Source organism: Leptospira stimsonii, assembly GCF_003545885.1.
In the GTDB taxonomy this organism is placed as follows: Bacteria; Spirochaetota; Leptospiria; order Leptospirales; family Leptospiraceae; genus Leptospira; species Leptospira stimsonii.
Genome location: NZ_QHCT01000015.1, coordinates 1 through 23,871, shown reverse-complemented (window position 1 = coordinate 23,871; position 23,871 = coordinate 1). Strand labels below are relative to the sequence as shown.

Here is a 23,871-nt window from a genome sequence, read left to right as displayed (position 1 = left end):
ATTCGTGGCCCATTGTTTCCAAAAGTTTGCGGAGCTTTCGTTACGCAAAAACGATTCAATGTCGCCTTACGATGTTCGCTTGTCTTGTCTCGATCACGTCTTCTATAAGATCGATTCAAAAAAAGAAGAATCGAACCGAAATTCGATCTCCCGAGAAAATGAATTGCAGGAATGAGAAAGAACGTTTTACTCTGGCATTGATTTCAAATCATCTATGCAGTCTTCCTGGATTATCCCTTCCATCTTCTTTGCGCTCACAGCAGTCATCATTCTCAATCTCGTTTATTTATTTTTATTTTTAACGGAGAAACATAAATTCCTTCTCTTTTGGTTGCTTTCGTGGTTTTTCCAATTGGTTTTCCTTATCGGTAATCTTTTTCGTGAGACCATCGGTTCGGAGGAATGGATTTCGATCCTAACACATTTTGCGGACGTGATCAGAGCTTTCTTTTTACTCGCGGGTTGTTTTCTTTTTTTAAAAAAAGAGATTCCAAAAACGATTTTTTGGGTTTTCCCGATCGGCTTTTCGTGGTCCATCTTAGAAGAAATTTATTTCCCTGGCTCGGACCTCGCTTCCGCTCCGATTTATATGATCGTAGGCGGCGCTAATATCTACTCTGGAATTCTATTCCTACGTCTTCCTTCCACCTACTATCGAGGAAATTATTTAGCGGGATGGAATTTTATTCTTTGGGGAATCCTTACCTTAAACTATCCCGTTTTAAGACCGATTCCGGAATTCGCAATCGTAGGTTTTTGGTTAGGCGGTCTTTTTCGGCTCGCTTCGGCGATTTCAATTCTTCTTATATACTTTGAATGGTCTAGGGAATCGGAACTCAGACTGGATTCACTTTACAAAAAGATCATAGACACGTCACAAGAAGGAATCTGGATCCTAGACAAGACGGGAAAAACGACCTTTGCAAACCCGAAAATCGGAGAACTCTACGGAATCAAACCTGAAGAAATGTTGGGTATGAATATATTAGAAGTAGTAGAACCGGATCGGAGAAGCTCCGTCGCTTATCGTTTGGAAGAAAGAAAAAAAGGGAAAACTGAAATTTCCGAATACAATTTCGTAAACCGACTCGGGGAAAAAAAATTCGCGATCGCATCCGCGAATCCGCTCTACGACGATTCCGGAAACTACGACGGCGCACTCGCGATGATCGTTGACATCACTTCCTTAAAAATGGTGGAGGAAAGACTGCGGGAAAGCGAAAGACAAATCTCGACGATCATCAGCAATATTTCGGGAATCGTATATCGTTGTAAGAACGATCCGCCGCACTGGACGATGGAATATATCAGCGAAGGATGTCAGCAACTCACAGGTTACGCGTCGAATGATTTTTTGGAAGATAAGATCTTAGATTTTGGCGATATCATTCTACAAGAAGATCGATCCCTTGTCGAATCGGGAGTTTCCGAATCGGTACAAGCAGGGATTCCGTATCAATTGACCTATCGGATTCGGAAAAAAGACGGAAAGATTCAGTGGTGTTTCGAACAAGGAATCGGAGTCTTCGACTCAAAGGGGGAATTGCAAGCTTTGGAAGGTGTGATCATCGATTATTCTCTTCCGAAACAAGCGGAAGAATTAATCAGCAATTCCCTTAAAGAAAAAGAACTACTCTTAAGAGAGATTCATCATCGTGTAAAGAATTATATGCAGGTTTTATCAAGTTTGATCGGTCTTCAATCTGAATATTCCGAAGATCCTTCTACAAAAAGGGTTTTGGAGGACAGCCAGAACAGGATCGCGTCTATGGCGATGATTCACGAAACGTTATATTCAAAAAGTGTTGAGAGTCAGATTTTTCTTCCGGATTATATTCGAAAACTTATCTCCAATCTGATGCGATTTTTCGGCTATGACCAGAAAGAACTTCAAACCACGGTTCACTGCGATTCCCTCGTTTTAAACCAAGGGGTTCTTATTCCCTTGGGTCTGATTTTAAACGAACTCATTACGAATTCGATGAAACACGCGTTTCCAAAAGTGACCGGAATAAAAAAACTCTCCGTCAGTTTCACTTTAGGAGAACAAAATCTTTCGTGCCTTGAAGTCAGCGATAACGGCCCCGGCAAAGATCCGAATTCTACGCCTAAAAAAGATTCTCTGGGAACCGAGTTGATTTCCCTACTTACCCACCAACTCAAGGGTCACTTGGAGGAAATAACGTCGAACGGATTTCACTCGACTAAAGTTTTTTTCCCGCTCAAATAAAAGAAGTTCTATTTTTTAAACCGCGACGGACTCTTTTGTTTCCTCATTTTGAAAAGACGGCTGGTTCGCTACAGAATTCGGAGTTCGTGAAGCGACTTCTTCGAAGGTTTCCTTATATTTCTCGTGATTGGTCCCCATAATCTTATCCCAAAAATTGAAATAAAGAGAATAATTGCAGTTAAAATACTTATGATGCATATTGTGATGGGTAGTCGTGTTATGCCAGTTCGTAAATTTGCTTTTTAGGAACCAAGAAGGAAATAATTCGTATGACAAATGCCCTAAAACGTTAAGCGAAGTCATATAAACGAAGAAGACGAGCATTGCTCCTTGGTGTAGAGGAAACAAGACCGAAGCGAGCGGAATGATACCTGCCTCCACGATCGCCTCCAGAGGGTGAAAAGAAAACGCCGCCCAAGGAGAAGGATTCGTAGATCTATGATGAACGAGATGAAAACTCTTGAATAATAGTTTGTGGTGCATCAATCGATGCGTCCAGTAAAAGTAGGTATCGTGTAGAAGAATCAACGCGAAGATGCTGAAAATAAGATATGCGGTTCCGTAATCGGAAACGTCCTCGTAGATGAGGTTGTATCCGTGGATCTGCGACCACGCGGTAAAAACTCCCGAAAGCGCGAAAACAAAAAATGTATTCAGAGAATACTTTATCTCGTGCCAGATCCTCTCCGCTTCGGGCTTTTTTCTTTGGATGAGTTTGTGCGCGAGTTTTTTTCCTAAGAACACCCATACGACAAGAAACGCGGCTCCGGCAAAGAGCACATAACGTAAGAGCAAGGTTCCCCAGACGATTCCGAAAAATCCTGTGTAACCGACCTTTGAAAGCAATTCAGCCATTCTTCTTTTCTCCAGATTCTACAAGATTTGACTCGTAGATTTCAATTTATTATTGTCTGAAAAGTTTATTTAGTCTTACTATTTTCAAAATCGTTCGGGTTTATTTTAGGATCCACTCGATTTTTTCTATATTCGGTCGGGGTAAAAGTGGTAAGTTCCTTAAAGGCTCGATTGAAAGGGCCGAGAGATTGATATCCTAAATCCATCGCGATACGGATGACGGGGATTTCGTCCTTACTCGGGTCCAATAGGATTTCGCATGCTTCCTGAATTCGGTAACGATTGAGAAAATCATTGAAGTTGCGAAACCCGAGATTCCCGTTGATAAGCCTCCTGAGTTTATATTCGTGCACTTGGAGTTCTTCTGCAAGGCTTCGGATGGTCAATCCTTCGGAACGATATATCTTATCTTTTTCGAATGAATCGATGAGCTTTTTTTGAAGAATCGGATCCGCAGGCGGTTTTTCCTCCTCTACAATCCCGACTTTTTTCTGAATCAATCCATCTTTGAGTTCGAACATTAAGAATTGAAATGCCAAGATGAGTCCCCAAGCGAGAACTCCGTTGATCAGATCTAAGATTTCGGATAATTCTTTCCCTCTTAGGAAAAGATGCGAGAAAATGTTAAGCGCAATGACGGTTCCTGAAATGAGAATATGGATTTGTCTGAGCGTACGTCTCGATTCTACGAGATCGTCTTTTCTTCCGATATACGTCTGGATGATCGCTGTCAGAACGAAGCCGAGAGAAAGAATCGAAGGTAGAAGGATCGTTGAAAGGATTTTTTCGGATTCGACCGGACCCCGCAGAGAAATTTGGCCTAACGTGGGATAGGTGGCGATCGTGGAAAGAATGAGCTTCCCGGCGAGGAGCGCCCAAAACCAATATTTGATTTCGAAATGATCTTCAAATGCGGCTAACGTGATGAGCCAATAAAAAAAAGGCAAAGCCAAAACGGAAAGAAAGAGAAAATTTCGAACCATCGGCGGAATCTGAACATTTACATCCAGATTGAGTATCAAATAGGAAAGAATCGAAATAATAAAAAAGACCGCGATTTTTCCGCGAACATCATACCAATACCGGAGCGAAAAAAAAATGAGGAGAGAAATCAATCCTCCTATCGAAAAGAAATGTAGAATATTCGTTATTTCAGAGATCACTGATTCCTTCCAGATTTTCCAACTCTGTCCAAAAGTCTTTTGTTTGTAAATCAGGAAGCAAATTTCGGATGAGTCCGCTGTCGACAAAAGTATCTTCCCGTTCCGATTCTACGATTTCGGATTTCGGAATTTTACCATGTTCTTCGAGAAAGGAAAATATTTCTTTCCAAGTATGCCATTGATTGTCGGAAAGATTGAGAATATTCGGAATCGATTCAAAACTTTTTTCCCGTATGTATTGCGTTAATCGAACGACTGCCTGCGCGATATCGTCGCCGTGAATCAAATTGAGTTGTCTTGAATTCTTTTTTACCAGTCCCTTTCTCGCCCAATCCGCTGGATTTCTTCCCGGTCCGTAGATCCCGCAAAGTCGTAGAATTTTTCCTCCTCTTTGCAACCATTCTTCTTCTATGGCGAATCGTTCGTGATCAGCCACAAGCGGAGTCGATTCTACAATGTCAGGATCTCTCCTATAAATGCTGGTGGTTCCAAGAAGAATCGAATTCTTAGTGGAGAGAAAAAGAACATCCAAAAAGAGAGAAGGATCGTTCAGTTTTTGAATCGGAAATGTTACGATCGAGAGATCGATTTCATTCGGTGAAATCCTTTTTGAAAAGGAAGCTAGAGAATCGGGTTCGGTAAAATCATAATTCTCCGTTCCCGCGATTCGCGTTTTTGAGGAAAAACTTCGGAAAGAAAGTTCGGGAAACGTTTGGAGTTTTTCCGAAATCCTCTTTCCCGCGTAACCCAATCCGAAGACAGCAACGTTTCGCACTACCCCAGACCCAGACGTTCGTAGATCAGTCCGACTTTTTCGAGATATGGCTCGATTTTAAAAATCTCGTCCAGATCTTTCTGAGTGAGAACTTGATTGACTCTGGAATCTTTTTCCAGTCTTCCTTTCAGGGTTTCGGATTGATTTCCCCAGACGGCCATCGCGTGTTCCTGAACGATGAGATAAGCGTCTTCTCGGACGATCTTTCCCTTTTCGATGAGAGCAAGAAGAACTTTTTGGGAAAAGATCAAGCCTCGTGTGACGCCTAATGTTCTTTCGAGAGCATCAGGATAGACGTGAAGATTTTTGATTACAAAAAGCATCTTGTCCAGGATGTATTCCAATCCGATCGTTGAGTCAGGTAAGACGACCCGTTCCGCGGAAGAATGCGAGATATCTCTTTCGTGCCAGAGCGCGACGTCCTGAAGTCCTACGTTTACGTTTGCACGAATGACTCTGGAAAGACCGGAGATTCTTTCACAGATCACCGGGTTTCTTTTGTGAGGCATCGCGGAAGATCCTTTTTGTCCTGCTGAAAACGGTTCTTCCACTTCTCTTCCTTCGGTCTTCTGAAGAAGACGAATCTCCGTTGCCATTCGATCCAAAGAGGAAGCGGTTACTCCTAAGACGGATAAATAGAATGCATGACGATCCCTCGAGACAACTTGTGTTGCGATCGGATCCACTCGGAGTCCCATCTTTTCACATACATACGCTTCGATTTCGGGATCGATATTGGAATAGGTTCCAACCGCTCCCGAAAGTTTTCCAACCGCGATCTCCTCGCGCGCGTCCGCCATTCTTTTGCGATTTCGGTTTAATTCTTCAAAAAATAATGCGAACTTGAGTCCGAGGGTCATCGGTTCCGCGTGGATTCCGTGGGAACGCCCGATACAAGGCAGATCCTTATACTGAATCGCCTTTTCTTTTACTGCCGCGATCAACTCATCCGTCTTTTTGAGGATAAGATCCATCGCTTGTACCATCTGAACACAAAGAGCCGTGTCCCCGATGTCGGAGGAAGTCAGACCGTAGTGAACATGTCGGCCGGCAGGTCCGATGTAGGAATTCATATTGGTTAAAAATGCGATGACGTCGTGATGGACCTTACTTTCGATTTCGAGAATTTCATCCACCTTGAACTTTGCTTTTGTTTTGATTTCTTGAAAATCTTCCGCAGGAACTTCCCCACGTTTCATTCGAATCTCGCAGGCGAGAATTTCTATTTCTTTCCAGATTTCGAATTTGTTTTCTAATTCCCAAATTTTGGAAATCGCAGGATTGGAATATCGATCGATCATTGCTGGAAGGTCCTTTTAGAAGAATGGATTCAAATCCACTCTTCTATAGAAGGCCTTTCTGTAAAAAGAAAAATTGGACCGACAAAAAGAGATTTGAATCTCAGTGGAAGAGAGAAGTGAGCGGAGTTCCGTCCACTTTTGCTCGGAAAAACCTTGGTTCAACGAAGAATCAAAGGAAATCTCCTCTTAAAAAACAAAGAAAACTCTGCGGAGGAAGTTTCTATTTAAGAATTCGAAATCGAAGAACCGTGAAATCCCCCTTTTTCAAAGACCGTTTCGAAAATAGGGATGGTCTTCCGTCCACTCTCACCCTAGTTCGAAAGAGCGAACGAATTCACGAATCGTATTGATATGATCGATCTCCGGAGAAGGATTCTCCTTACTCGGTTCATAGAGGTGCTCGTCAAAAACGTGGTAATCGAAGATCTTCAACGAAAAATCCGGGAAGGTGATGATGATATTTTCCGAATGAATATCAAAGATCAACTTTTCCTCTTCTGCGAGGTGTTTTGTCACTTCGATCACTCTATGAAAATCCAGAGCGATTTTTTTGAGCTTCGAACGACTGATCACACCGAACTTATGAGTGTCAAAATTCAATTTCCACTTCGGAAAAAAAGCGTCCTGAAGAGGGTTCTGTCGGATCTTCTCATTCAAACGAATGAATTCCTTCAAATGTTTTCCGGGTAGAAGGTTCTGATTGTCGCATGGCGTTAGAGTAAGAATCGGAATTCCGAACGGAGTTCTCCTTGCACGAAGACCCATAAAGTAACGAGTAGGAAGAACCAAATCCGGAATCAAGGATTTCAATTTCCAATAATGAAGACGTTCCAAACCAAGCCTGGAAAACTTAAATTGAATGTCTTCTTTCGCAGATCGGCCCCACGTTCCGGATTTCAAAAACTCCATCAAATGAATTTCTTCCGGTTTCAGATAACGATCCAGATTCTTATTCACGTGTTTGTATAAGGAGCCGAAGATCGGATCCGACGGAAGTTTGGATTTTCCGATCTTAACGACTTGATTCCAAGGAAGCGCGTAGACGAATTTATAAGAACCTCGTCCGATATATTTTTCGGACGAAAGCGGCATGAAGTTGTCCAGATATTCCCTTTCGTAACGGTGCGTTATGCGAAACAGATGGGAAACGGGAAATAACCTTTCGTATGTCTTTCTTACAAAGCCGGATTCCCTCAGACGAAAATCGACCGGAAGGTCTTCGATCGGAATTTCAGGCTTTGCCTTTTCCGGATCGTAGAAGAGTTCTTTATCAAGCCCTTTTTCTAAGAGCTCGATAAAGTTCGGAATCTTAGGCGAACTCAAGAAATCGCGTATAACTCCGCCTAACTCTCCGAAACGATTTCTCTGCGCCATAACGTTGAAAACTTACTGAAAATACACTTTTTCAGGAATCGACGCGAGCTTCGTTTTTTTCAAAATAGCTTCCTCAAGTTGGGAAGAACGTTCCGAATCCAACCACCAGAGAGAAGAGGCTTCTTTCTCGCTTCCGTATTTTCCAAGAGGATTTTTCGGAGACTTGAATTTATTCCAATACATGATTCTTGTCGCGCTCGTGTTCCAGAGAAGAACATAAGGAACTTGTGATGTAAGAATCTTGTCTATTTTTTTTAGGATCTCGTTTCTTTTAGGAACGGAGAATTCCGCTCTTTGTTGTTCGATGAGTTTATCTACCTCCGGATTCTTAAAACCTGCAAGATTCGGTTGCCCTTTCTCATCGGCGTATTTGGAATACCACATCGCTTCCGGATCTTTAAAGATTCCTCCGCCCCAAGCGGCCCAGGTCATATCGAAATCATACTTATCCATACGAGAACTCCATTCCGCGAGATCCGTAGATTCGAGACTGATCACGATCCCGACTTCCTTTGCTCTTTCTTGAATCAAAGTCAGATACTTTTCGGACTTCTTATCTCTTTCCAAAATGCTGAACTTAAATTCTTTTCCGTCCTTTTCCAGAATTCCTTTGGAGTTCGTTTTCCAACCGGCTTGTGCGAGAAGTTCTCTCGCCTTCTTTACGTCGAAATCGATCGGAGGATTGGGAGAACCGTTCGCCCAAAGGTCTTGATAGAATGCGTTCGTCTCCTCATATTCGTTGTAGGCAAGTTTTTCAATGAGAAGTTTTCGATCCACAAGGTGCGCGAACGCTTTTCTCACTCTCACATCCGAAAAAATTTCTCTTCGTGTATTAAAGACCAATCCTTGAAAACCGATCGGTTTAGAATTGTAAATTTTCTGCTTAACGATATAGTTTTCGTCGAACTTTTCTCCCACCGCGTCCTTGACCCAAAACGAAGCCGTATAAGTAGGATAGATATCTATATCACCTTTTTTGAATGCTCGAAACGCAATCGGCTCTTCGTTGTAGACCTTAAATAGAATCGTATCGAAGTTATCCGATCCTTTGTAAAAAGGATAGGCTCGCATCCAGTAGTCTCCCCTTCTTCTCATCTTTACGTAACGACCTTTTTTTGCGGACAACATCGAATACGGGCCCGAAACCACGGGAAAGTCGAAATTCTCCTTATCGAAGTTTCTGCCTTGAAAGTGATGCGCCGGAAGAATGTAGAGAGAATTCGCAATCGTGTTAAAATTGGACCAGTGAATTTCTTTCTGAGTGAATTCGATTTCTCGGTCGTTCAAAACGACAGGTTTTTCAAATCGGGAAAGATCGATTCTAAAAACCGCCGTGTTGTTGTTCTTGTCCATCAGAGTTTCATACGTAAAAAGAACATCGTGCGCCGTAACCGGTTTTCCGTCCGACCAAGTTGCGTTCGCGTCGATTGTAAATGTGAACTTCTTCTTATCGGCGGAAATTTTCCAAGAAGAGGCAAGATGGGGAATCGGTTCGAGCGTGATCGGATGATAATCTAAAAGAGGTTCGAACATCAGACCGAAAATGTGAGCCGTCGTAGAGAATTGATCCAAATAGTAGTTCAAGGATTTCGGATACTGATGACTGTAGATCCGGAAGGTCCCGCCCTTTTTTGCTTCCAGAGAAACGATCGGATTGTGAACTCGAAGCGCCACCGGAATCGAATCCGGGCTTCCCTTCCAAGGAACTTCTTCTACGACCGCGGAAGTATCCGCTTCTTCTTTTTCTCCGCATTGAATGAAAACACCTGCGGAAACAGATAGAAGAAAACAATAAATAAAAAGTTGATAAATCTTTTTCAAAAAAATCACCTCGTGTTAATTTTTAATTCGATGAGCTTGATAAACGTCCGGGATTTGTTTTAGATTGCTCAGAATTTCCTTGAGCTGATCCAAATGTTCCACTTCCACTTCGAAGCTGGCAACGAGATTTCCTCTCTGATCCGTCGAGGCTTTGGATTCTCGAATGTTCGTCTGTGTATTGGAAATGGATTTTACGATCTCCATAAAGATACCTTGACGATCCTTCGACTTGACCTCGATCAAAACGGGAATGGATTCGCTCTGACCGTAATCCCATTCGACCGTGATGACACGCATGGATTCTTCTTGTTCCTGTTGTTTTGCGGTGGTGCATCCTTTTTTATGAATGCTCACCCCTCGACCTCTCGTAACGAAGCCAATGATCTCGTCACCCGGAAGAGGAGAACAACAACCCGATAAACGAACAGGGATTCCACGAAGACCCGCGACTACGACCTTCCCCGCGGCCAAGTCGACTTGTTTCGTAGGCCTGGAAGAAGGTTTTTTCTTCAGTTCTTCGAGGACGTCCGCGTTGAGCGTAATCTCGGCGGCGAACTCCGCCTCTTGTTGAAGATCCTTTTTGGTTTCTTCTCTGAGTCTTCGAAAGTATGCTCTGAGTTTTTGTCTCGCGGAAGGAGTTCTTACGATCCGAAGCCAAATCGGAGAAGGTTTTGTTCTTTTGTCCGTGATGATTTCGATCTGATCTCCGGAACGAATCTCCGTGCGAAGCGGAAGCATTCTTCCGTTGATTCTTCCCCCCTTCGCTTTTAAACCGACATCGGTATGAATCCGAAACGCAAAGTCTAAAATTGTCGCACCTTTCGGGAGCTGAAGAATCTCGCCTTTCGGAGTAAAGACGAAGACTTCGTCCTCGTGAAGATCGTATTTTAATTCTTCTACGAATTCTTTTGGATCAAGAGCGGAATCCTGCCAAGAACTCAAAAGTTCCAGCCATTTCACTTTGACGCTTTTTCCGGTCGCGGAAGGTTTTCCTTCCTTGTACATCCAGTGTGCGGCGATCCCGTATTCCGCGATATCGTTCATCTCTCTGGTTCGAATCTGAACCTCGAGAGGTTTTCCGTCCGGCCCGATTACAGTCGTGTGAAGGGATTGATACATGTTCGTCTTAGGAGTTGCGATATAATCCTTAAAACGACCCGGAACCGGGTTCCAAAGAGTATGCACGATTCCTAATACACCGTAACAATCCTTCACTTCGTTTGCGATGATTCGAATCGCTCGGAGATCGAAGATCTCGTGAAAGGTTTTTTCTTTGAGTTTCATCTTACGATAGATGGAATAAAAATGTTTCGCTCTTCCGTCCACGTCCGCGTCGATCTGAATTTCGGAAAGTCTCTGAAGAAGAATGATTTTCAGAGTTTCAATAAATCCTTCCCGTTCGGATTTTTTGGAATTGATATTCTTCTTAACTTCCTGATATTCTTCGGGATTGAGAATCTGGAACGCGAGGTCTTCGAGTTCCGATTTGATTTTATAAATTCCGAGTCTCCCCGCGATCGGGGCATAGAGGGAAAGTGTTTCTTGTGCGATTCTTCTTTGTTTTTCCGCCGGTTGAAACGAAAGGGTTCTCATATTATGAGTTTTGTCAGCGAGCTTGATAAGAATGACTCGGATGTCTTTGATCGTAGCGACGATGATCTTACGGATGTTCTCCGCCGCCTCGGTTTCTTTCGACTGACTTTTGATCTTCGAAATTTTCGTGACACCTTCCACGAGATCGGTGATATCTTCTCCGAAATCTCGAATCATATCGTCTCTCGAATATTCGGTGTCTTCGATCACGTCGTGAAGAAGACCTGCACAGATCACTTTCTCGTCTAAACCGAGTTCAAAAAGAAGATAACCGACTTGGAGAGGATGAACGATATAGGGTTCACCCGAAAGACGAAATTGTCCTTGGTGTGCCCTCTCTGAAACGTCATACGCCTTTAAGACGGATTCGTAGGCGTTGTCGCCGAGAGTTTCTCGGACGCCTTCTAAGAGCATTTCTTTGGATGCCGGTGCTTTCACAAATCCCATTCTTAATCGTGTTCTATATCCAGACCGAGATCTAGAAAACGAGTCGTATGAGTGAGATATCCCATGCTCACACCGGCGCCGGAAAATTCCGAAAGCGCTTCCAACTTTTCGGGAGTGATCCCTCCGGAGAATTCGATCTGAAGATTCGGAGCCTTTTGTTTAAGAACCGTGTATGCGGCCTTCGAATCTTCCAAGGAAAAGTTATCCAGTAGAATCACGTCCGCGCCCGAAGTGATTGCATCTTCGAGTTGCGAGAGAGAATCGATTTCCACTTCTACGAGTCTTCCCGGAAATTTGGTCTTAATCGTATTTACCGGTTCATGCGCCGAAGAATACATCGCGAGATGATTGTCTTTGATCATTGCCATCTCCGAAAGATTGAGCCTGTGATTGCTCCCGCCTCCACAGAAGACCGCGTATTTAGCGAGTTTTCTATAACCCGGAAGTGTCTTGCGCGTATCCAAAATCATAAGACCGTTTTTCCCGTATTTGGAGACAACTTCTCCGGTGCGCGTAGAAATTCCGGAAAGATATTGGAGAAAATTCAAAAGAATCCTTTCGATGCGAAGAATTCCGATCAAACTTCCCTCGATTTTTAACAGCGTATCACCCTTTGCGAACGCTTCCGAATCTTTTTTAAAGAATTCATACCGGATTGAATCGCCGGAAAGAACATTCAATACTTCTAATACACCGGATCCGCAAAGAATTCCGGGTTCTCTCGCGTTGAGACTCGCTCGCGCTCTTTTTTCCGGGGAAAAAAGGGACACGGAAGTAATATCCTCATCGGGACAGTCTTCTTGCCAAGCGAGGGAAACCAAGGTTTCATAATCTTGATAGGTAACGGAGGAAATAGGATGAATATAAGCGCGCTTCATTTCAATATAAAAGAATGTTTTCCAATTTAGAAGCCACAATCAAGTGAATTTCAAGGAGAATGACAAAATAAGAAACCGTTCTTCGGTGAACCGCTCCGTCTCCGGAAATCAAAGAAGCGAAAATTTTAAGAATTCGCCTGAGAATGTCAAAAATTTTCTTCAAAAGGGAGAATGGAAATTCTCTCTAGGAATTCCGAAAACAAAAAGGCGGGATCGTGGAGAACAATTTTCCGGAAAATTCTTAAAGGTCGATCGTAAAATTCTCCGAGGAATCCTTCTAAGAACCGGCTTCCGTTCGAGAAAGAGATTCCTCCTAGAAACACTCTTTGAGTGGATCTAACGCGAAACAAAAGAGCGAAATTTAGGAATTTTAAAAAAAAGAAAAACTCGGTTGCAAGAATAACGCCGATCATTCGAAAAAAGGAAAGAGGAGATTTTTGTGAAAGGTAAAGGAAAAGAAAGATTAGAGAGCCTTTTGAATAGTTTTGAGAAAGATCAAAATCGCGAATTTATTGGAAACCAAGCCGAATACTATTTTAAGAAATGGGGAAAGATGAAAAAAAGTTCATCTTCTATGAAAATCTATTCGTGGAATTGGGCGGCCATCCTCTTAGGTCCGATATGGTATTCTTATCGGAAGATGTATCTGATCTCGATCATTTACTTCGCGCTGATTATAGGCGCTTCGATTGTTGCGACATACTTCTTTGAAAAAGAAATTCCAAATTCCGCTTTTGGAGGTGGAAGTCTGGTCTTTGGTCTGATGGGGAATTTTACTTACTTGGATTTTATTTCGAAGAAAACTCAAAAAATAGAAGAAGATTCGAAATTGAATGAGATGGAAAAATTGGAAGAATGTAAAAAGCAAGGTGGGACCAACGTAGGAGCCGCCGTCCTGGCCGGACTTCCGATATTGATCGGCATAATTTTCGAAATTGTAAAATAAGGACGGCTTTCCTTCGCGAGGCGGACATTGCCGTGAAAAAGTGGACGGAACTCCGGATACAAAAAAGGCTTGGTCGCAGACCAAGCCTTCACCAACAGAAGACCGAAATTCTTACTGTAGATTTTCCGGATTTTCCTCTTCGGCGTTTTCTTCTTCAGGAGCCGCTTCCGAACCAGCTTCGTCCCCGGATGTTTCCGGTTCCTTCACTTCATTCTTCTTTTTGCTCTCTGCATCTTCACCGCCGGTTTCAGGCTCTGCTTCTTCCGTAGTTGCCGGCTTTTGATTTTGTTCAATAGCCTCTACTTCTTCTGCCGCGGCCGGTTTTTTCTTGCTAGGGGCCTTAGTTTTATCAAACTTCGTCGGTCCTTTTGCTGGAGGAATGAGTAATACTTGTTTTGGGAAAATCAGATTTGGATTTCTGATCTTTCCACGATTCGCCTCGTAGATTCTCTTCCAAAGTTTCGAAGTTCCGTAGTGTCTCTTGTCCTTTGCGATTCTCCAGAGACAATCCGCCGGAACTTTTTTACGAACCACATAACGTTTCCAACCTTCCGGAAGACCATCTTCTCCCCATTTTTGAGAAGAATTCTTTCCATCCGTGGTTTCCGTTTTGTCGGTTTTTCCATCTTTTCCGGTTTTCGTATCGCGGTTAGCAACTTTATCACTGGATGTCTTTCTTTCCATTCTCTCAGCGAGTTCGGCGGACTGATCGACCACAATTCTGGAAAGACGAATGGCTTCTTCGGACCTTGCAATGGAATCTTCGTATTTTTCAGATGAATAAAGATCTTCAGCGGAAACTCTGGATTCTTCTGCGGCCTTTAGATTCTCTTCCGCTCTTTGGTAAGATACTTGGAAATCTCTGGAAGCGTTGATTTTTGTTTTATCAAAAGATGCTAATTTAGTCGTGGCGGATGCGATACTTTGTTTCGCGAGTTCCTTTTGCTTTTCTGCATACGCTTTGATATTTTTTGCTACGAGTTCTCCGGACTTCTTACGGATTTCATCAATATCGGCATAGCCGTCTTTGATTTTTCCGTCTTCAATCTTTGTCTTAGCGGAATCGAGACGATTTCTTGTTTCCGAAACTTCAGGATCTTTCCCTTCCGCATACTTGTCCGCGTCGTTTAGATTTTTTTCGATATCGGCAAGAGAATCGATGAGTTGTTGTTTCTGAGAAAGAGCCAACACCTTCGATTCATCCGCGGCTTTTTTGGAATCGGCATATTTTTGACGTGATGCTTCATACTGATCAAAGGCGGCCAGACGAGTTCTTAACTTTGCATCATCTCCGGATTCTCTTGGATACGATTCTAAGGTTCTATCCGCAGTTTCCCGAAGCGTGTCTCCTTCTTTACGAAGCTGAACCGCAGAATTATAAGGTTCCGATGCCAACTGAGCCGCATACGCTTCGTCCGCAGAATCGATCGAGGAAGTAGATTCCTTTCTTGCTTCGTCAACAGCGGAAGGAAAGGATTTTTCGGAAGCGTCTAACGCTTTCGCTCTCGCATATTCGGCAGACTTTTTTGTTTCCGCCAAATCTTCTTCGGAAGCTTTCTGGTGCGCGTTCAATAGACTCTTACGAGCTTCTTCTAATTCCGCAGGTGCGTATTTTTCCGCACCGGCAGATTTTGCTCTCGTAATCGAATTCTTTGCGTCACTTAACTCCTGAATCGGAAGTTCAGCACCACAGGCAATTAGGACGCCCGTAAGTAAAATTATAAAAGCGGAGGATATTTTTCTTTGGATTGATTTCATTGCGGCACCAGGTTCAGAAAAGGTAGGATAAATTAAGAATCCGATCTTACTTGAAGGCAGACACTGCCTCAGCTTCGTTATCAAAAATCTCAAAGAAAGAAGTTAGCTTTGTGAGCTCGAACACCTTTCTTACCGATCCGGAGACATTGATAATTTTTAATCCGCCCTGATACTTTTTCAGGTTGGAAAGGCTGGAAATCAGTGCACCAATACCAGAGGAGTCAATATAGGAAACTTTTTCCAAATTGATAATGGTATAATATTTTTGTTCCTCGATGAGTTTAGCGATTACATCTTTTATCTCTGGGGCATTGTAGAGATCGATCTCTCCGTTTATGTCCAGAATCACAATGTTCCCGCTTTCTCTTCTGGTTATTTCCATAAATAATCAGCAACTCCTTTCTGTCTCTTTCCGGCCAGCTCTACTAAAGGAAAGGCGATTCTTTAAATAGTCAACCGGAAAATTCAGGCTTTTCGTACAAATTTTTCCATCTGGCATACGTTTCTAAAAATTCTCCAGCCTGAATGGATTTTTGAATCTCAGAGAGAAAGTTTTTCATAAAAAACAAATTATGAAACGTTGAAAGAGAAAATGCAGTGATCTCTCCGACGTGATGAAGATGTCTGATGTAACCAATGCTGTATCTTTTGCAAACCTTACACTGACAATTCGGGTCCATCGGCGCGTCGGAGTTCTTCCATTTCTCATTTCTGAGATTCACCTTTCCTAAAGATGTGAAGACTTGTCCGTTTCTCGCGTTTCTGGTCGGAAGGACGCAGTCAAACATGTCGACTCCATTCTTCACTCCATCCAAAATATCGGGAACAGTTCCCACTCCCATCAAGTAAAGAGGCCGACTTCGATCTGTGTGAGAAGAAATTCCGTCCAAGATTCGTATAAAATCCTTTCTTGGTTCTCCGACGGAGAGTCCGCCGATCGCGATTCCGTCAAACGGCAATGATGCGATTGCTTTCAAACTTTCAAGACGTGAATCCAGATCGATTCCTCCTTGAAAAATTCCGAAGAGATGCTGAGAATTCTTCTTCTTTTCCCAGTGTTCGACGGACATTTCTGCCCAACGATGAGTTCGTTCCAGAGATTGTCTCAGACGTTCCGGGCTCGAATCAAAAGGTGCACAATCATCCAAGACCATCATGATATCAGAGCCGATACTTCTCTGCACGTCGATCACCGATCCCGGTGTAAAGTAATGACGACTTCCGTCGATATGAGATTGGAAGCGAACGCCGTCCGTTTCATATTTAAAGAGAGAATTGAGACTAAAGACCTGATATCCTCCACTGTCCGTGAGAAGAGCTCCTTTCCAAGTCATGAACTTCTTCAATCCGCCGAACTGATCCAAGACGTAAGTTCCCGGACGAAGATAGAGGTGATATGTGTTGCCTAATATTAGAGAATACTCAAGTTCTTCCAGATCTTCCGTATCGAGGGTTTTGACAACTCCTCGAGTACCGACCGGCATAAAGACGGGAGTGTTCAGTTTCACTCCGTTGAGATCGAGGATTCCTGTTCGTGCTCGAGTGTTTGGATCTTCTGAAGTAGTTCTAAATATCATCTACCGGAAGTGTGTTCGCTACAGGTTCCGTAGATGTTTAAACTGTGACCTGTGATTCGGAATCCATTGTCTTTCGCCGCTTGCTCTTGAAGCTGTTCGATTCTTTCGTCTACAAATTCTACAATTTTTCCGCAGACTGTGCAGATGATATGATCGTGGTGTTTGTGTCCGATGATATGTTCGTAGTATTTGTAATCTTTTCCGAAGTTATGTTCTTGGAGAAGACCTGCGGAGACCATGATCGAAAGAATTCTATAAATCGTTGCCTTAGAGATTTGATCTCTTTGGTCCTTGAATTCTTCCAAGAGGCCTTCCGCAGTGAAGTGATTGTGAAGAGAAAAAATTCTCTCCGCAACTAACATTCTCTGACTGGTGATCTTGAGTCCTTCTTTCTGAAGGTATTCTGAAAACGTCTGCATTTCCATGCGGACGGCGGGTTCTGTTTTGTTTAAGATGGCTTCTTGTTTTTCTCGGTTCATAAGAGATTACTCAAGGGGCGGGTCAAGATTATCAGGGATCAATCTTTCCGGCAATAGAAAAATACCAGGCTCTTTCCATCTCTTCGGAGATTCGGACTGCCATGATTTTTAGGAGACGGGACTGGGCTTGGCTCTCGCTCTCGCGAAATCCAACTTGATCTGAAAACATAATTCTAACCTGAATCTCCTCTCTTTCCAAGGGAATTTTTTGTCCCCCGGCTTTCTGGAGTTCGAGTCGGACGATGACGGACATTTCTCGGGAGATCGCTTGCCCTCCTTGATCCAAGAGATTTCCAACAAGCTGATAGTGAACGATTTCTCCGTAGAGGCGATAGGCCGCGAGTGACTTCTCTCTCGTTTGGATAAATCTTCCTCTCGAATCGATCTCCGAACGAACCAATTCGGTAAGGAGAGTTTGTATTCCCATTCCATAAGAATTGTTTCGGAAATTTTGAACGTAGAGTCTTCTCTGATCGTCGGGAATCGGAACCCCGTCGATCTTAGGAGGGTTTCTCGGTTCTCTCGTAAAATACGTGCAGGAAAAAAGGAAGAGGATCGTTAGGATCGAAAATGCCAGACGGCCAAAGAACATAGTTAGAAGGATCTTTCTTGGTCGTACCTCCGGGCAAGAGATTTTTCGGATGTGCTTTTCGGCTTTACAAATTCCGAATTCAATTCCATTTTCTTGGGAGGATGAATCGATTCTTTCTTTTTAAAGGTTTCTTCTGTGGAATCCTATTCCTTGCTCTGAGTGCGCTGAGCGCGCTGAGCGCGGAGGACCGTCCAGAACTTCTCTTATTTCCCGAACTTCAGGGAAAACTTCGGTTTCCGATGGAGTTTCAGACTCCGATCTCCGGTTCCTTTGCCGAATACAGAGTGCACCACTTGCACATGGGAGCGGACTTTAAAACCTTTCATGTGAACGGTCTTCCGGCCATCGCGCCCTTTGACGGATTTGTAGAATCGATTTCAGAATCACCGACCGGATACGGCCTAAATCTGATGGTCCGTTCTCCTTCCGGGTTGCGGGCAAAGTTCGCCCACCTATTCAATTTAGAAGGTGCAAAGAAAGAATTGGAGAATCTCAGACAGGCGCTTCATCTTCTGAGCGACGGAATTTTTTCGGTCAAATTTTCCGATCAGAGATTTTCGATAAAACAAGGTCAAGCAGTCGCAAGGATTGGAGAATCCGGAACCGGTGTTCCACATCTACACTTTGAACTCCATGGGAATGGGGACATCTTCAATCCGCTCGCTTATTTAAGAATGACGGATAGGGACGGAACTCCGCCCGAAATGTTGGTTTTGTACGTTGATTCGTCCGACGGAGAGAAGTTTCGAATTCCTCTGATAAAAAAAGAGAATGGGGTTTACGAGACAAACGATCCGGAACCGCTCAAAGTCGGAGGAGAAGTTCGAATTAAGTTAGGCGCCTTTGATAGGATGAATTCGAGGAACAAAAATAACGTCTATTTCGCGAGACTTCTTTCCGGACTTCAGATTCTATACGAAAGAAAATTTGAAAAAATGAGTTATGCGGAGGCGAGAGACCACCAATCCATTTACGATTCCAATCGTTCTTCTCTCAACCCACCCGTCTATGTTTACAATCTTTTTCCGACGCTCAAACCGAGTATCGACCTGAAACTTTTTCGAGAGGGAGAAGAAATTCCTCTCGAAATCATTGCGGGGGACAAAGAGGGCAATATCTCTTCTTTGAAACTCCGAATTCTCAATACGGGATCGAAAGGAAGAATTGAAAAAACCACTTCCAACGAATTTTTTTCACCCGAGAGAAGATTTTCTCTTCTTACTCCGAAAGGAAACACTTTCGGGAAAGGTAATATTCTCTTTGAAAAGGTCGGAAGACCGGCCGATTTCATCTTACCGGAAGGATTGATTCTTAAGAGTGATTTGATTGAAATCGAATCCACCGGTATAAGTTGGTCCGGAGAAGCGAAATTTCTCTGGAAAGGACGAAGATTAGGAAAAGGAGAAAATCTTTACCTTTTTGAAGAAGGGACAAAACGATGGGGAGTTCTGAAAACTACGCCCTCGGTTGACGGAATGAACGCCATTTTAAACAAAATAGGAATCGTCGCTGTTCTGGAAGACCGTTCAAAACCGAAGATTGAACATCCCTTTTTGATCTCCCGTCATAGATTTGAAACGGAGATCCGTCCAAATTCTATCATAGAAAGAATGTATTCCGTATCGGACATTGGTTCGGGCTACGGAGGTGGGGCGGAAATCTTATTGGATGGAGAAACGTATCCTTATGAATTTGAATCCGATCGAAAGATGATCCTTGTAAAAATTCCGAAAGTTTTCGGGAAATACAAGAGGCGACTCCTCCTCCAAGCAAGAATCAAGGACAGGGCAGGAAATGTTTCCGATTGGCTTACGGACCTGATCGATCTCGAAAAATACATAGAGAAAGAGAAGGGATAATTCTTACATTCTACCTTCGTTCCAGAAGCGTTTTTTCTTAAAAGAAGGCGGAGTTCCGTCCTCTTTTAAGAAAAATATCTCTATTTCAAAATCACTTCTTCAATTCAGGATAAGCACCACCAGCAGGAGCTTTGTAATTGATCTCGAAAATATCAAAATCTGATTTTCTCCAACCGGTAGCAAACGCGACAGAGACTCCGAGAAAGTATTTCGTCCCGAACTTCATCGTATCCCAAGCAAAGGTTGCGACTGTTTCATTTGTAATGGAAAAAGGATGAACTTTCCCTCGGACCTCATCTAAGTAAAGACCTTCATAGGTTCCAATCATGGTTCCTTGGTATTCTAATTTTAGAATTCTTCCCGCAACGGAGAAATTCCGTTTCGCACCGGACTTTTCTACTATGATCTTATCGACCGCGTCTTTCGGAAAGGATGGCAATTGTTTCATCGCTCCAATCACCTCAAAATCAGTTGAAAGTGCAATTGGTTCAAATCGGTGAATTCTATAATGAACCAGAATTTCTTGATTCAAGTTGTTGTTCAAAAAATTTACAACTTCGCCATTTTCCGGACGAACGCTAAATTCAACCTTTTCTTTAAGCGGTGCAAAACATTCGTCTTTCGAAGCTTCACATTTTTCCGCTTTGTCAAAAGTGGTAAATTCAAGAAGGCCTTCATGAGAATCGAATACAACACCACGACTTTCAAATTGAATGAGTTTTACAACCGCCCAACCTTCCGAATAAGTCCCCGCCGCAAACAAAGAAGAAGAAAAAAACAACGAACTAAAAATAAGAGTTAAAGCAAAAATTCTTTTCATTTCTCGGAACATCCTACACTCCAAAATTTTCTTAATGACTAAGATTCGAACACTCTAAGACCGGAATCTTCAGTTTCAAGAAAATATTTACTATATTCTCAAATTTAGATCTGAAGAAGGGTCAAGGAAGTTCCTCTTTTATGAAAGTTTTTTAGGTCTCTGTCTTCTTTCATTCTGTTCCAAATCAAAAGGCAAACACCTTAGGACCAATCATCAAGGATCACCTCCCTTTACATACGCCACTCATGACGGATGAAGGGTATCCTTGGCTTTGGGGAATCTACTCTAACCATCGATCCGTAAACCATTCTGCTCGCTCAAAAGACATTCGCTACAAATGGGCTAAAGATCGATGGTCCAAGCATGGGGTATCAAATGCTGTATCTGAGGGATTTCACCGCCTACTCAAGACAGCCTTTACTTCGTACTATTCTATCCTTCCCGAAAACTCAACTCGCTATTTGAATGAATTCTCCTTCTTGAAGAATGCTCAAGTCTTCGGCTTGGATGTGCTGATCAGTGGAAATGAGGGGAACTGTGGGAGATGGAATTTTTTCCTCAGCGAATTCAGGAAGCCGAAGGCGGTTGGAATTCGGGGGAACAAATTCCATTTCCAAAAGTTTTACGAACATCCGGCACATAGAAATTCCATGAAAAAAAGAGAGTCTTTTGAGTTCTATCCAATCTTCCTCAAAGGGTCGAAAGGAGAATCTCACCAATTGGAGTTTCTGCTTTTGATACCCGATTTTCTTCCTTGGAAAATGAAACTGAATCAATCCCAAGAAAGTTTTTCTCCGAAGACATTGGTTCAGAAGAATCCGGAGCGAACCCGCTTTTTGAATTCTTTTTTCCAGGTAAGGAATCAATTCTTCCGGAACATTTAAATCAGAAGGAGATCCGATTTTCTTCGTATCGCCTCCGGATTTTGAAACGGTAAAATCTTTCTCGATGGAAAGATTTTTACTTAAACGGTGCGGCTTTAGAAGCCTTAGATGTCTGACTGGTTGCTTTTCTTTTTTTGTCCTCATACCGATTCCGGTTCCGAGAAGTTTCGACGAAGAGCGATTTTCAGAAAAAAAATTGTGCTTTTTCAATTTTTTTAAGGGCCATTCTTCTATGATTTTTTTGGGACGGAAGACCAGCCAAAATTTGCGAACACCCGGTCTTAGGAGGATTAAGAATCAGAAGCAAACTTTCTCGATAAATTCCCTCTAAGAAAAAGGGAAAAGGAAATATACCTTCTTCCAGGTAGAATCCTTTGAATCAAGGTCATCTCATTTCTTTTACTGTCCAAACTTTTGGCTTTGTAGGGGAGAAAAGGAGGGGACCCGCTTGAAGACGATCCCTCCTCTCCAATCTCTAGGAGAATGACGAACAAATTGCAGATCGAAAGGCCATAATATCTTGCGAGAACTCGTAATTCCGCCCAATCGGCAGAATCAGGTCGAAACGAAAATCGCACTAAGTCCTGATTTATACTTTGATAAATTGTTTTTTCATTCTTTGGAATGATACAGAGCGATCGAAACTTTGAACGATTCGTTAGGAGTAGAAAATGAAGAAATTTCTTTAGAGAACCAAACTTCAAAATTTTCCTTTGCAAAGATTTAAGATGTCGTTTTGGAATCAAAAGATCCGATGTGGAAACTCGCTTTGATTTGGAATTCTTCCCTGTTTCTTTGCTTCCTCGATTGTTGGAAAGTGGTCGAATGTGACTTACGGAGTTAGATTTTTTTATTTCCCCATACTGAAAACAGTTCTTTCGAGTTTAGGTATAGGATGTTTCCTGTTAAAATTTGCACTTTTTTTTCTAAGATGAATTTCGCTTTGAAAAAAAGAATGGTCGTAACTTCGGCCAAAAGTTCAATTCTACCAAAATTCGTTCCTATGCAAAGACATCAAATTATACTTTGAAACAAAAAACGCAATGAACTGAGGAAATTGAAAATCTATTAAAGTAGAAATGAGTTCGCCATAATTTTCCAAGATCGATAGCGATCTCGGATGAAACCAACCTTCGGTGTCAGTTTGCTCATTTAAATTTTCTTAGCGAATGATTCTTTATATCTTTTCCTAGATTTGCCAGCTCGAATTACCTTCGATTGAGCACTTTGGAATAGCATCAGATCAATAATTTGAGATTTGCCGAAATGGTATTTAGATCAGCGATAGAAAATCTCCGTTTAATTTGAGTGCTCGATCAAAATTGACCATTCTCGAGAGAAAAACAGAAAAAGTGAATTCTTCTTTGTAAGAAAGAAACATGATAAAAAAAGAACGACTTACAAGGTAAATGCCTTGGATAAACTGGAGTTCTAAAAACAATCAATTATAATTTTCTAAAAAACTACCTTATTAAATCCGTCATGTGATTTTCTAATTCATCTTCTTTGAATTCACTTCTTTATAAAAGCGGAACGCTCTTCCTTAGTTTTTAGGAATTGAATGGAGATTCAGATTTTTTTTATGCAAAACTCGGCGATTTGCTAAAATGAATGAGCCACGCTTTTTAAAGAAACAACTTCAAACACCGATCGTGAAATACAAGTATTTGAAGAATTTAGGATTCATGCTTTACCTTGTTTTTCGATTCAAAAGAATCAAGCCTCCCTTTATAGGACGGTTAAAAACCGGTTCGAATGTAGAATTTTTGAAATGTCTTTTCAGCAAAAGAATAGTCCCACTCTATCTCGATTGAACGAATGACCTTCATGATTCTTAATTTCGCCTATAGTGGAGTCCATGAGTCCCAAAATACCGAAAAAACTTCACCTAACTTTTTTGACCGGACCAAATCGAGCTCGAGAATTTAGTTCAGGCTTGTCCTTGTTTGATTCTTTAAAGGCGGAGAATTCCACTGAATTTTGAATTTATTTAAAAGTCTATTCTCCACAAGCGGAGTTGAACTGCAGGCTCAGGAACGCTTAAACAAAAATGGAATCAATACGAGTCGCATTGAAAATGATCATGGTCCATTGAAGGATATTGGCATCTTTAAAGATTATCCAAAAGATCCAAGTCGCTGGCGTGTTGGTAAATTATTTAAACATTCACTCGGTCTGAAATTTAGCCGAGCCAAATAAATAGTTTTGTTTGTATGAACGCAATATCTTCCTCGCACGCCCGAGGGGAAAATCATAGAAGCAACATTTTAGACATTTCGATTCCTTTTCCCCCTAAAGCACAAAAATCCAGACTTCAATGTCCTGGCCTTCGTGAGTCCTGTACGACAAAGATATACTTAGTTCGCCTCTACTTTGTTTTCAAATATGTATTCATTGTTTTGATTTCAGTTCAGGCTTGAAATGAAAAAAGCCAAGCTCTGTGTAGCTTGGCTTTGATTGAATTGATATACCTTTACAACATATAAACTGCGATAGAGAGTTTGTCCTATTTGAAATCT

20 protein-coding genes and 1 pseudogene are annotated in these 23,871 nt (G+C 42.3%); 5 read left to right on the top strand and 16 right to left on the bottom strand.

Features of this window, described 5'->3' with window-relative positions; all coding sequences use genetic code 11:
* The first annotated feature begins 214 nt into the window (after positions 1-214).
* On the top strand, positions 215-2,230 hold the full coding sequence (locus DLM75_RS23375; RefSeq protein WP_118970926.1) for a PAS domain S-box protein: 2,016 nt from the start codon (positions 215-217) through the stop codon (positions 2,228-2,230).
* A gap of 15 nt (positions 2,231-2,245) precedes the next feature.
* Here the strand turns inward: DLM75_RS23375 and DLM75_RS23370 are convergent, their stop codons facing one another.
* The 8 genes from DLM75_RS23370 to nadC all read right to left on the bottom strand — a co-directional run bounded on the left by DLM75_RS23370 (position 2,246) and on the right by nadC (position 12,476).
* Positions 2,246-3,085: a sterol desaturase family protein gene (locus DLM75_RS23370; RefSeq protein ID WP_118970925.1), complete on the bottom strand. Its 840-nt coding sequence runs from the start codon at positions 3,083-3,085 to the stop codon at positions 2,246-2,248.
* Positions 3,086-3,150: 65 nt separating this feature from the next.
* A complete protein-coding gene (locus DLM75_RS23365; protein ID WP_118970924.1) occupies positions 3,151-4,248 on the bottom strand; it encodes an AraC family transcriptional regulator in 1,098 nt (365 codons plus the stop codon).
* Entirely contained in the window at positions 4,238-5,023 is a 786-nt protein-coding gene (locus DLM75_RS23360; protein WP_118970923.1) for a Rossmann-fold NAD(P)-binding domain-containing protein, read from the bottom strand. Before DLM75_RS23360 ends, DLM75_RS23365 begins: the two co-directional genes overlap by 11 nt.
* Entirely contained in the window at positions 5,023-6,324 is a 1,302-nt protein-coding gene (gene purB, locus DLM75_RS23355; RefSeq protein WP_118970922.1) for an adenylosuccinate lyase, read from the bottom strand. Before purB ends, DLM75_RS23360 begins: the two co-directional genes overlap by 1 nt.
* Positions 6,325-6,630: 306 nt before the next feature.
* Positions 6,631-7,698, bottom strand: coding sequence for a hypothetical protein (locus DLM75_RS23345; RefSeq protein ID WP_118970920.1), 1,068 nt, complete (start codon positions 7,696-7,698; stop codon positions 6,631-6,633).
* Between the two features lie 12 nt (positions 7,699-7,710).
* Positions 7,711-9,519, bottom strand: a complete 1,809-nt coding sequence (locus DLM75_RS23340; protein ID WP_429945616.1) for an extracellular solute-binding protein — start codon at positions 9,517-9,519, stop codon at positions 7,711-7,713.
* Positions 9,520-9,534: 15 nt separating this feature from the next.
* A complete protein-coding gene (locus DLM75_RS23335) occupies positions 9,535-11,559 on the bottom strand; it encodes a RelA/SpoT family protein (RefSeq protein ID WP_118970919.1) in 2,025 nt (674 codons plus the stop codon).
* Between the two features lie 2 nt (positions 11,560-11,561).
* Positions 11,562-12,476 (bottom strand): carboxylating nicotinate-nucleotide diphosphorylase, encoded by a 915-nt coding sequence (nadC, locus tag DLM75_RS23330; protein ID WP_118970918.1) that lies wholly within the window; start codon positions 12,474-12,476, stop codon positions 11,562-11,564.
* Positions 12,477-12,990: 514 nt separating this feature from the next.
* Here nadC and DLM75_RS23320 point away from each other — a divergent pair.
* Complete coding sequence (locus DLM75_RS23320; protein ID WP_277738629.1) at positions 12,991-13,383, top strand: DUF2628 domain-containing protein; 393 nt, start codon at positions 12,991-12,993, stop codon at positions 13,381-13,383.
* 111 nt (positions 13,384-13,494) lie between these two features.
* On the opposite strand, the gene DLM75_RS23315 is transcribed toward DLM75_RS23320, so the two are convergent.
* The 5 genes from DLM75_RS23315 to lptE all read right to left on the bottom strand — a co-directional run bounded on the left by DLM75_RS23315 (position 13,495) and on the right by lptE (position 17,789).
* On the bottom strand, positions 13,495-15,141 hold the full coding sequence (locus tag DLM75_RS23315; protein ID WP_118970915.1) for a lipoprotein LipL71: 1,647 nt from the start codon (positions 15,139-15,141) through the stop codon (positions 13,495-13,497).
* A gap of 46 nt (positions 15,142-15,187) precedes the next feature.
* On the bottom strand, positions 15,188-15,523 hold the full coding sequence (locus DLM75_RS23310) for an STAS domain-containing protein (protein WP_002745051.1): 336 nt from the start codon (positions 15,521-15,523) through the stop codon (positions 15,188-15,190).
* A 70-nt stretch (positions 15,524-15,593) separates the two neighbouring features.
* Entirely contained in the window at positions 15,594-16,718 is a 1,125-nt protein-coding gene (gene tgt, locus DLM75_RS23305; protein WP_118970914.1) for a tRNA guanosine(34) transglycosylase Tgt, read from the bottom strand.
* On the bottom strand, positions 16,715-17,197 hold the full coding sequence (locus tag DLM75_RS23300) for a Fur family transcriptional regulator (protein WP_118970913.1): 483 nt from the start codon (positions 17,195-17,197) through the stop codon (positions 16,715-16,717). The genes tgt and DLM75_RS23300 overlap by 4 nt, the downstream gene beginning before the upstream one ends.
* A 31-nt stretch (positions 17,198-17,228) precedes the next feature.
* Entirely contained in the window at positions 17,229-17,789 is a 561-nt protein-coding gene (gene lptE / locus DLM75_RS23295) for an LPS assembly lipoprotein LptE (RefSeq protein WP_118970912.1), read from the bottom strand.
* A gap of 101 nt (positions 17,790-17,890) precedes the next feature.
* Between lptE and DLM75_RS23290 the strand changes: the two genes are divergently transcribed.
* Entirely contained in the window at positions 17,891-19,648 is a 1,758-nt protein-coding gene (locus DLM75_RS23290; protein WP_429945611.1) for a M23 family metallopeptidase, read from the top strand.
* Positions 19,649-19,739: 91 nt separating this feature from the next.
* Here the strand turns inward: DLM75_RS23290 and lsa26 are convergent, their stop codons facing one another.
* Complete coding sequence (gene lsa26 / locus DLM75_RS23285) at positions 19,740-20,480, bottom strand: surface adhesion protein Lsa26 (RefSeq protein WP_118970910.1); 741 nt, start codon at positions 20,478-20,480, stop codon at positions 19,740-19,742.
* 149 nt (positions 20,481-20,629) lie between these two features.
* Between lsa26 and DLM75_RS25100 the strand changes: the two are divergent.
* Positions 20,630-21,002, top strand: a pseudogene (locus DLM75_RS25100) (transposase); the annotation flags it as partial.
* Here DLM75_RS25100 and DLM75_RS24770 read toward each other — a convergent pair.
* Together DLM75_RS24770 and DLM75_RS23270 are read right to left on the bottom strand one after the other, a co-directional pair.
* The gene (locus DLM75_RS24770; RefSeq protein ID WP_147456696.1) at positions 20,918-21,496 is read right to left on the bottom strand and encodes a DUF1564 family protein; all 579 of its coding nucleotides are present in this window, start codon (positions 21,494-21,496) and stop codon (positions 20,918-20,920) included. The pseudogene DLM75_RS25100 and the gene DLM75_RS24770 overlap by 85 nt on opposite strands.
* A 146-nt stretch (positions 21,497-21,642) precedes the next feature.
* Complete coding sequence (locus DLM75_RS23270; protein ID WP_277738628.1) at positions 21,643-22,179, bottom strand: DUF1564 family protein; 537 nt, start codon at positions 22,177-22,179, stop codon at positions 21,643-21,645.
* 1,153 nt (positions 22,180-23,332) lie between these two features.
* Between DLM75_RS23270 and DLM75_RS23260 the strand changes: the two genes are divergently transcribed.
* Positions 23,333-23,551 carry a hypothetical protein gene (locus DLM75_RS23260; RefSeq protein ID WP_118970906.1) on the top strand — a complete coding sequence of 73 codons (219 nt, stop codon included), beginning with the start codon at positions 23,333-23,335 and terminating at the stop codon, positions 23,549-23,551.
* Positions 23,552-23,871: the final 320 nt, after the last annotated feature.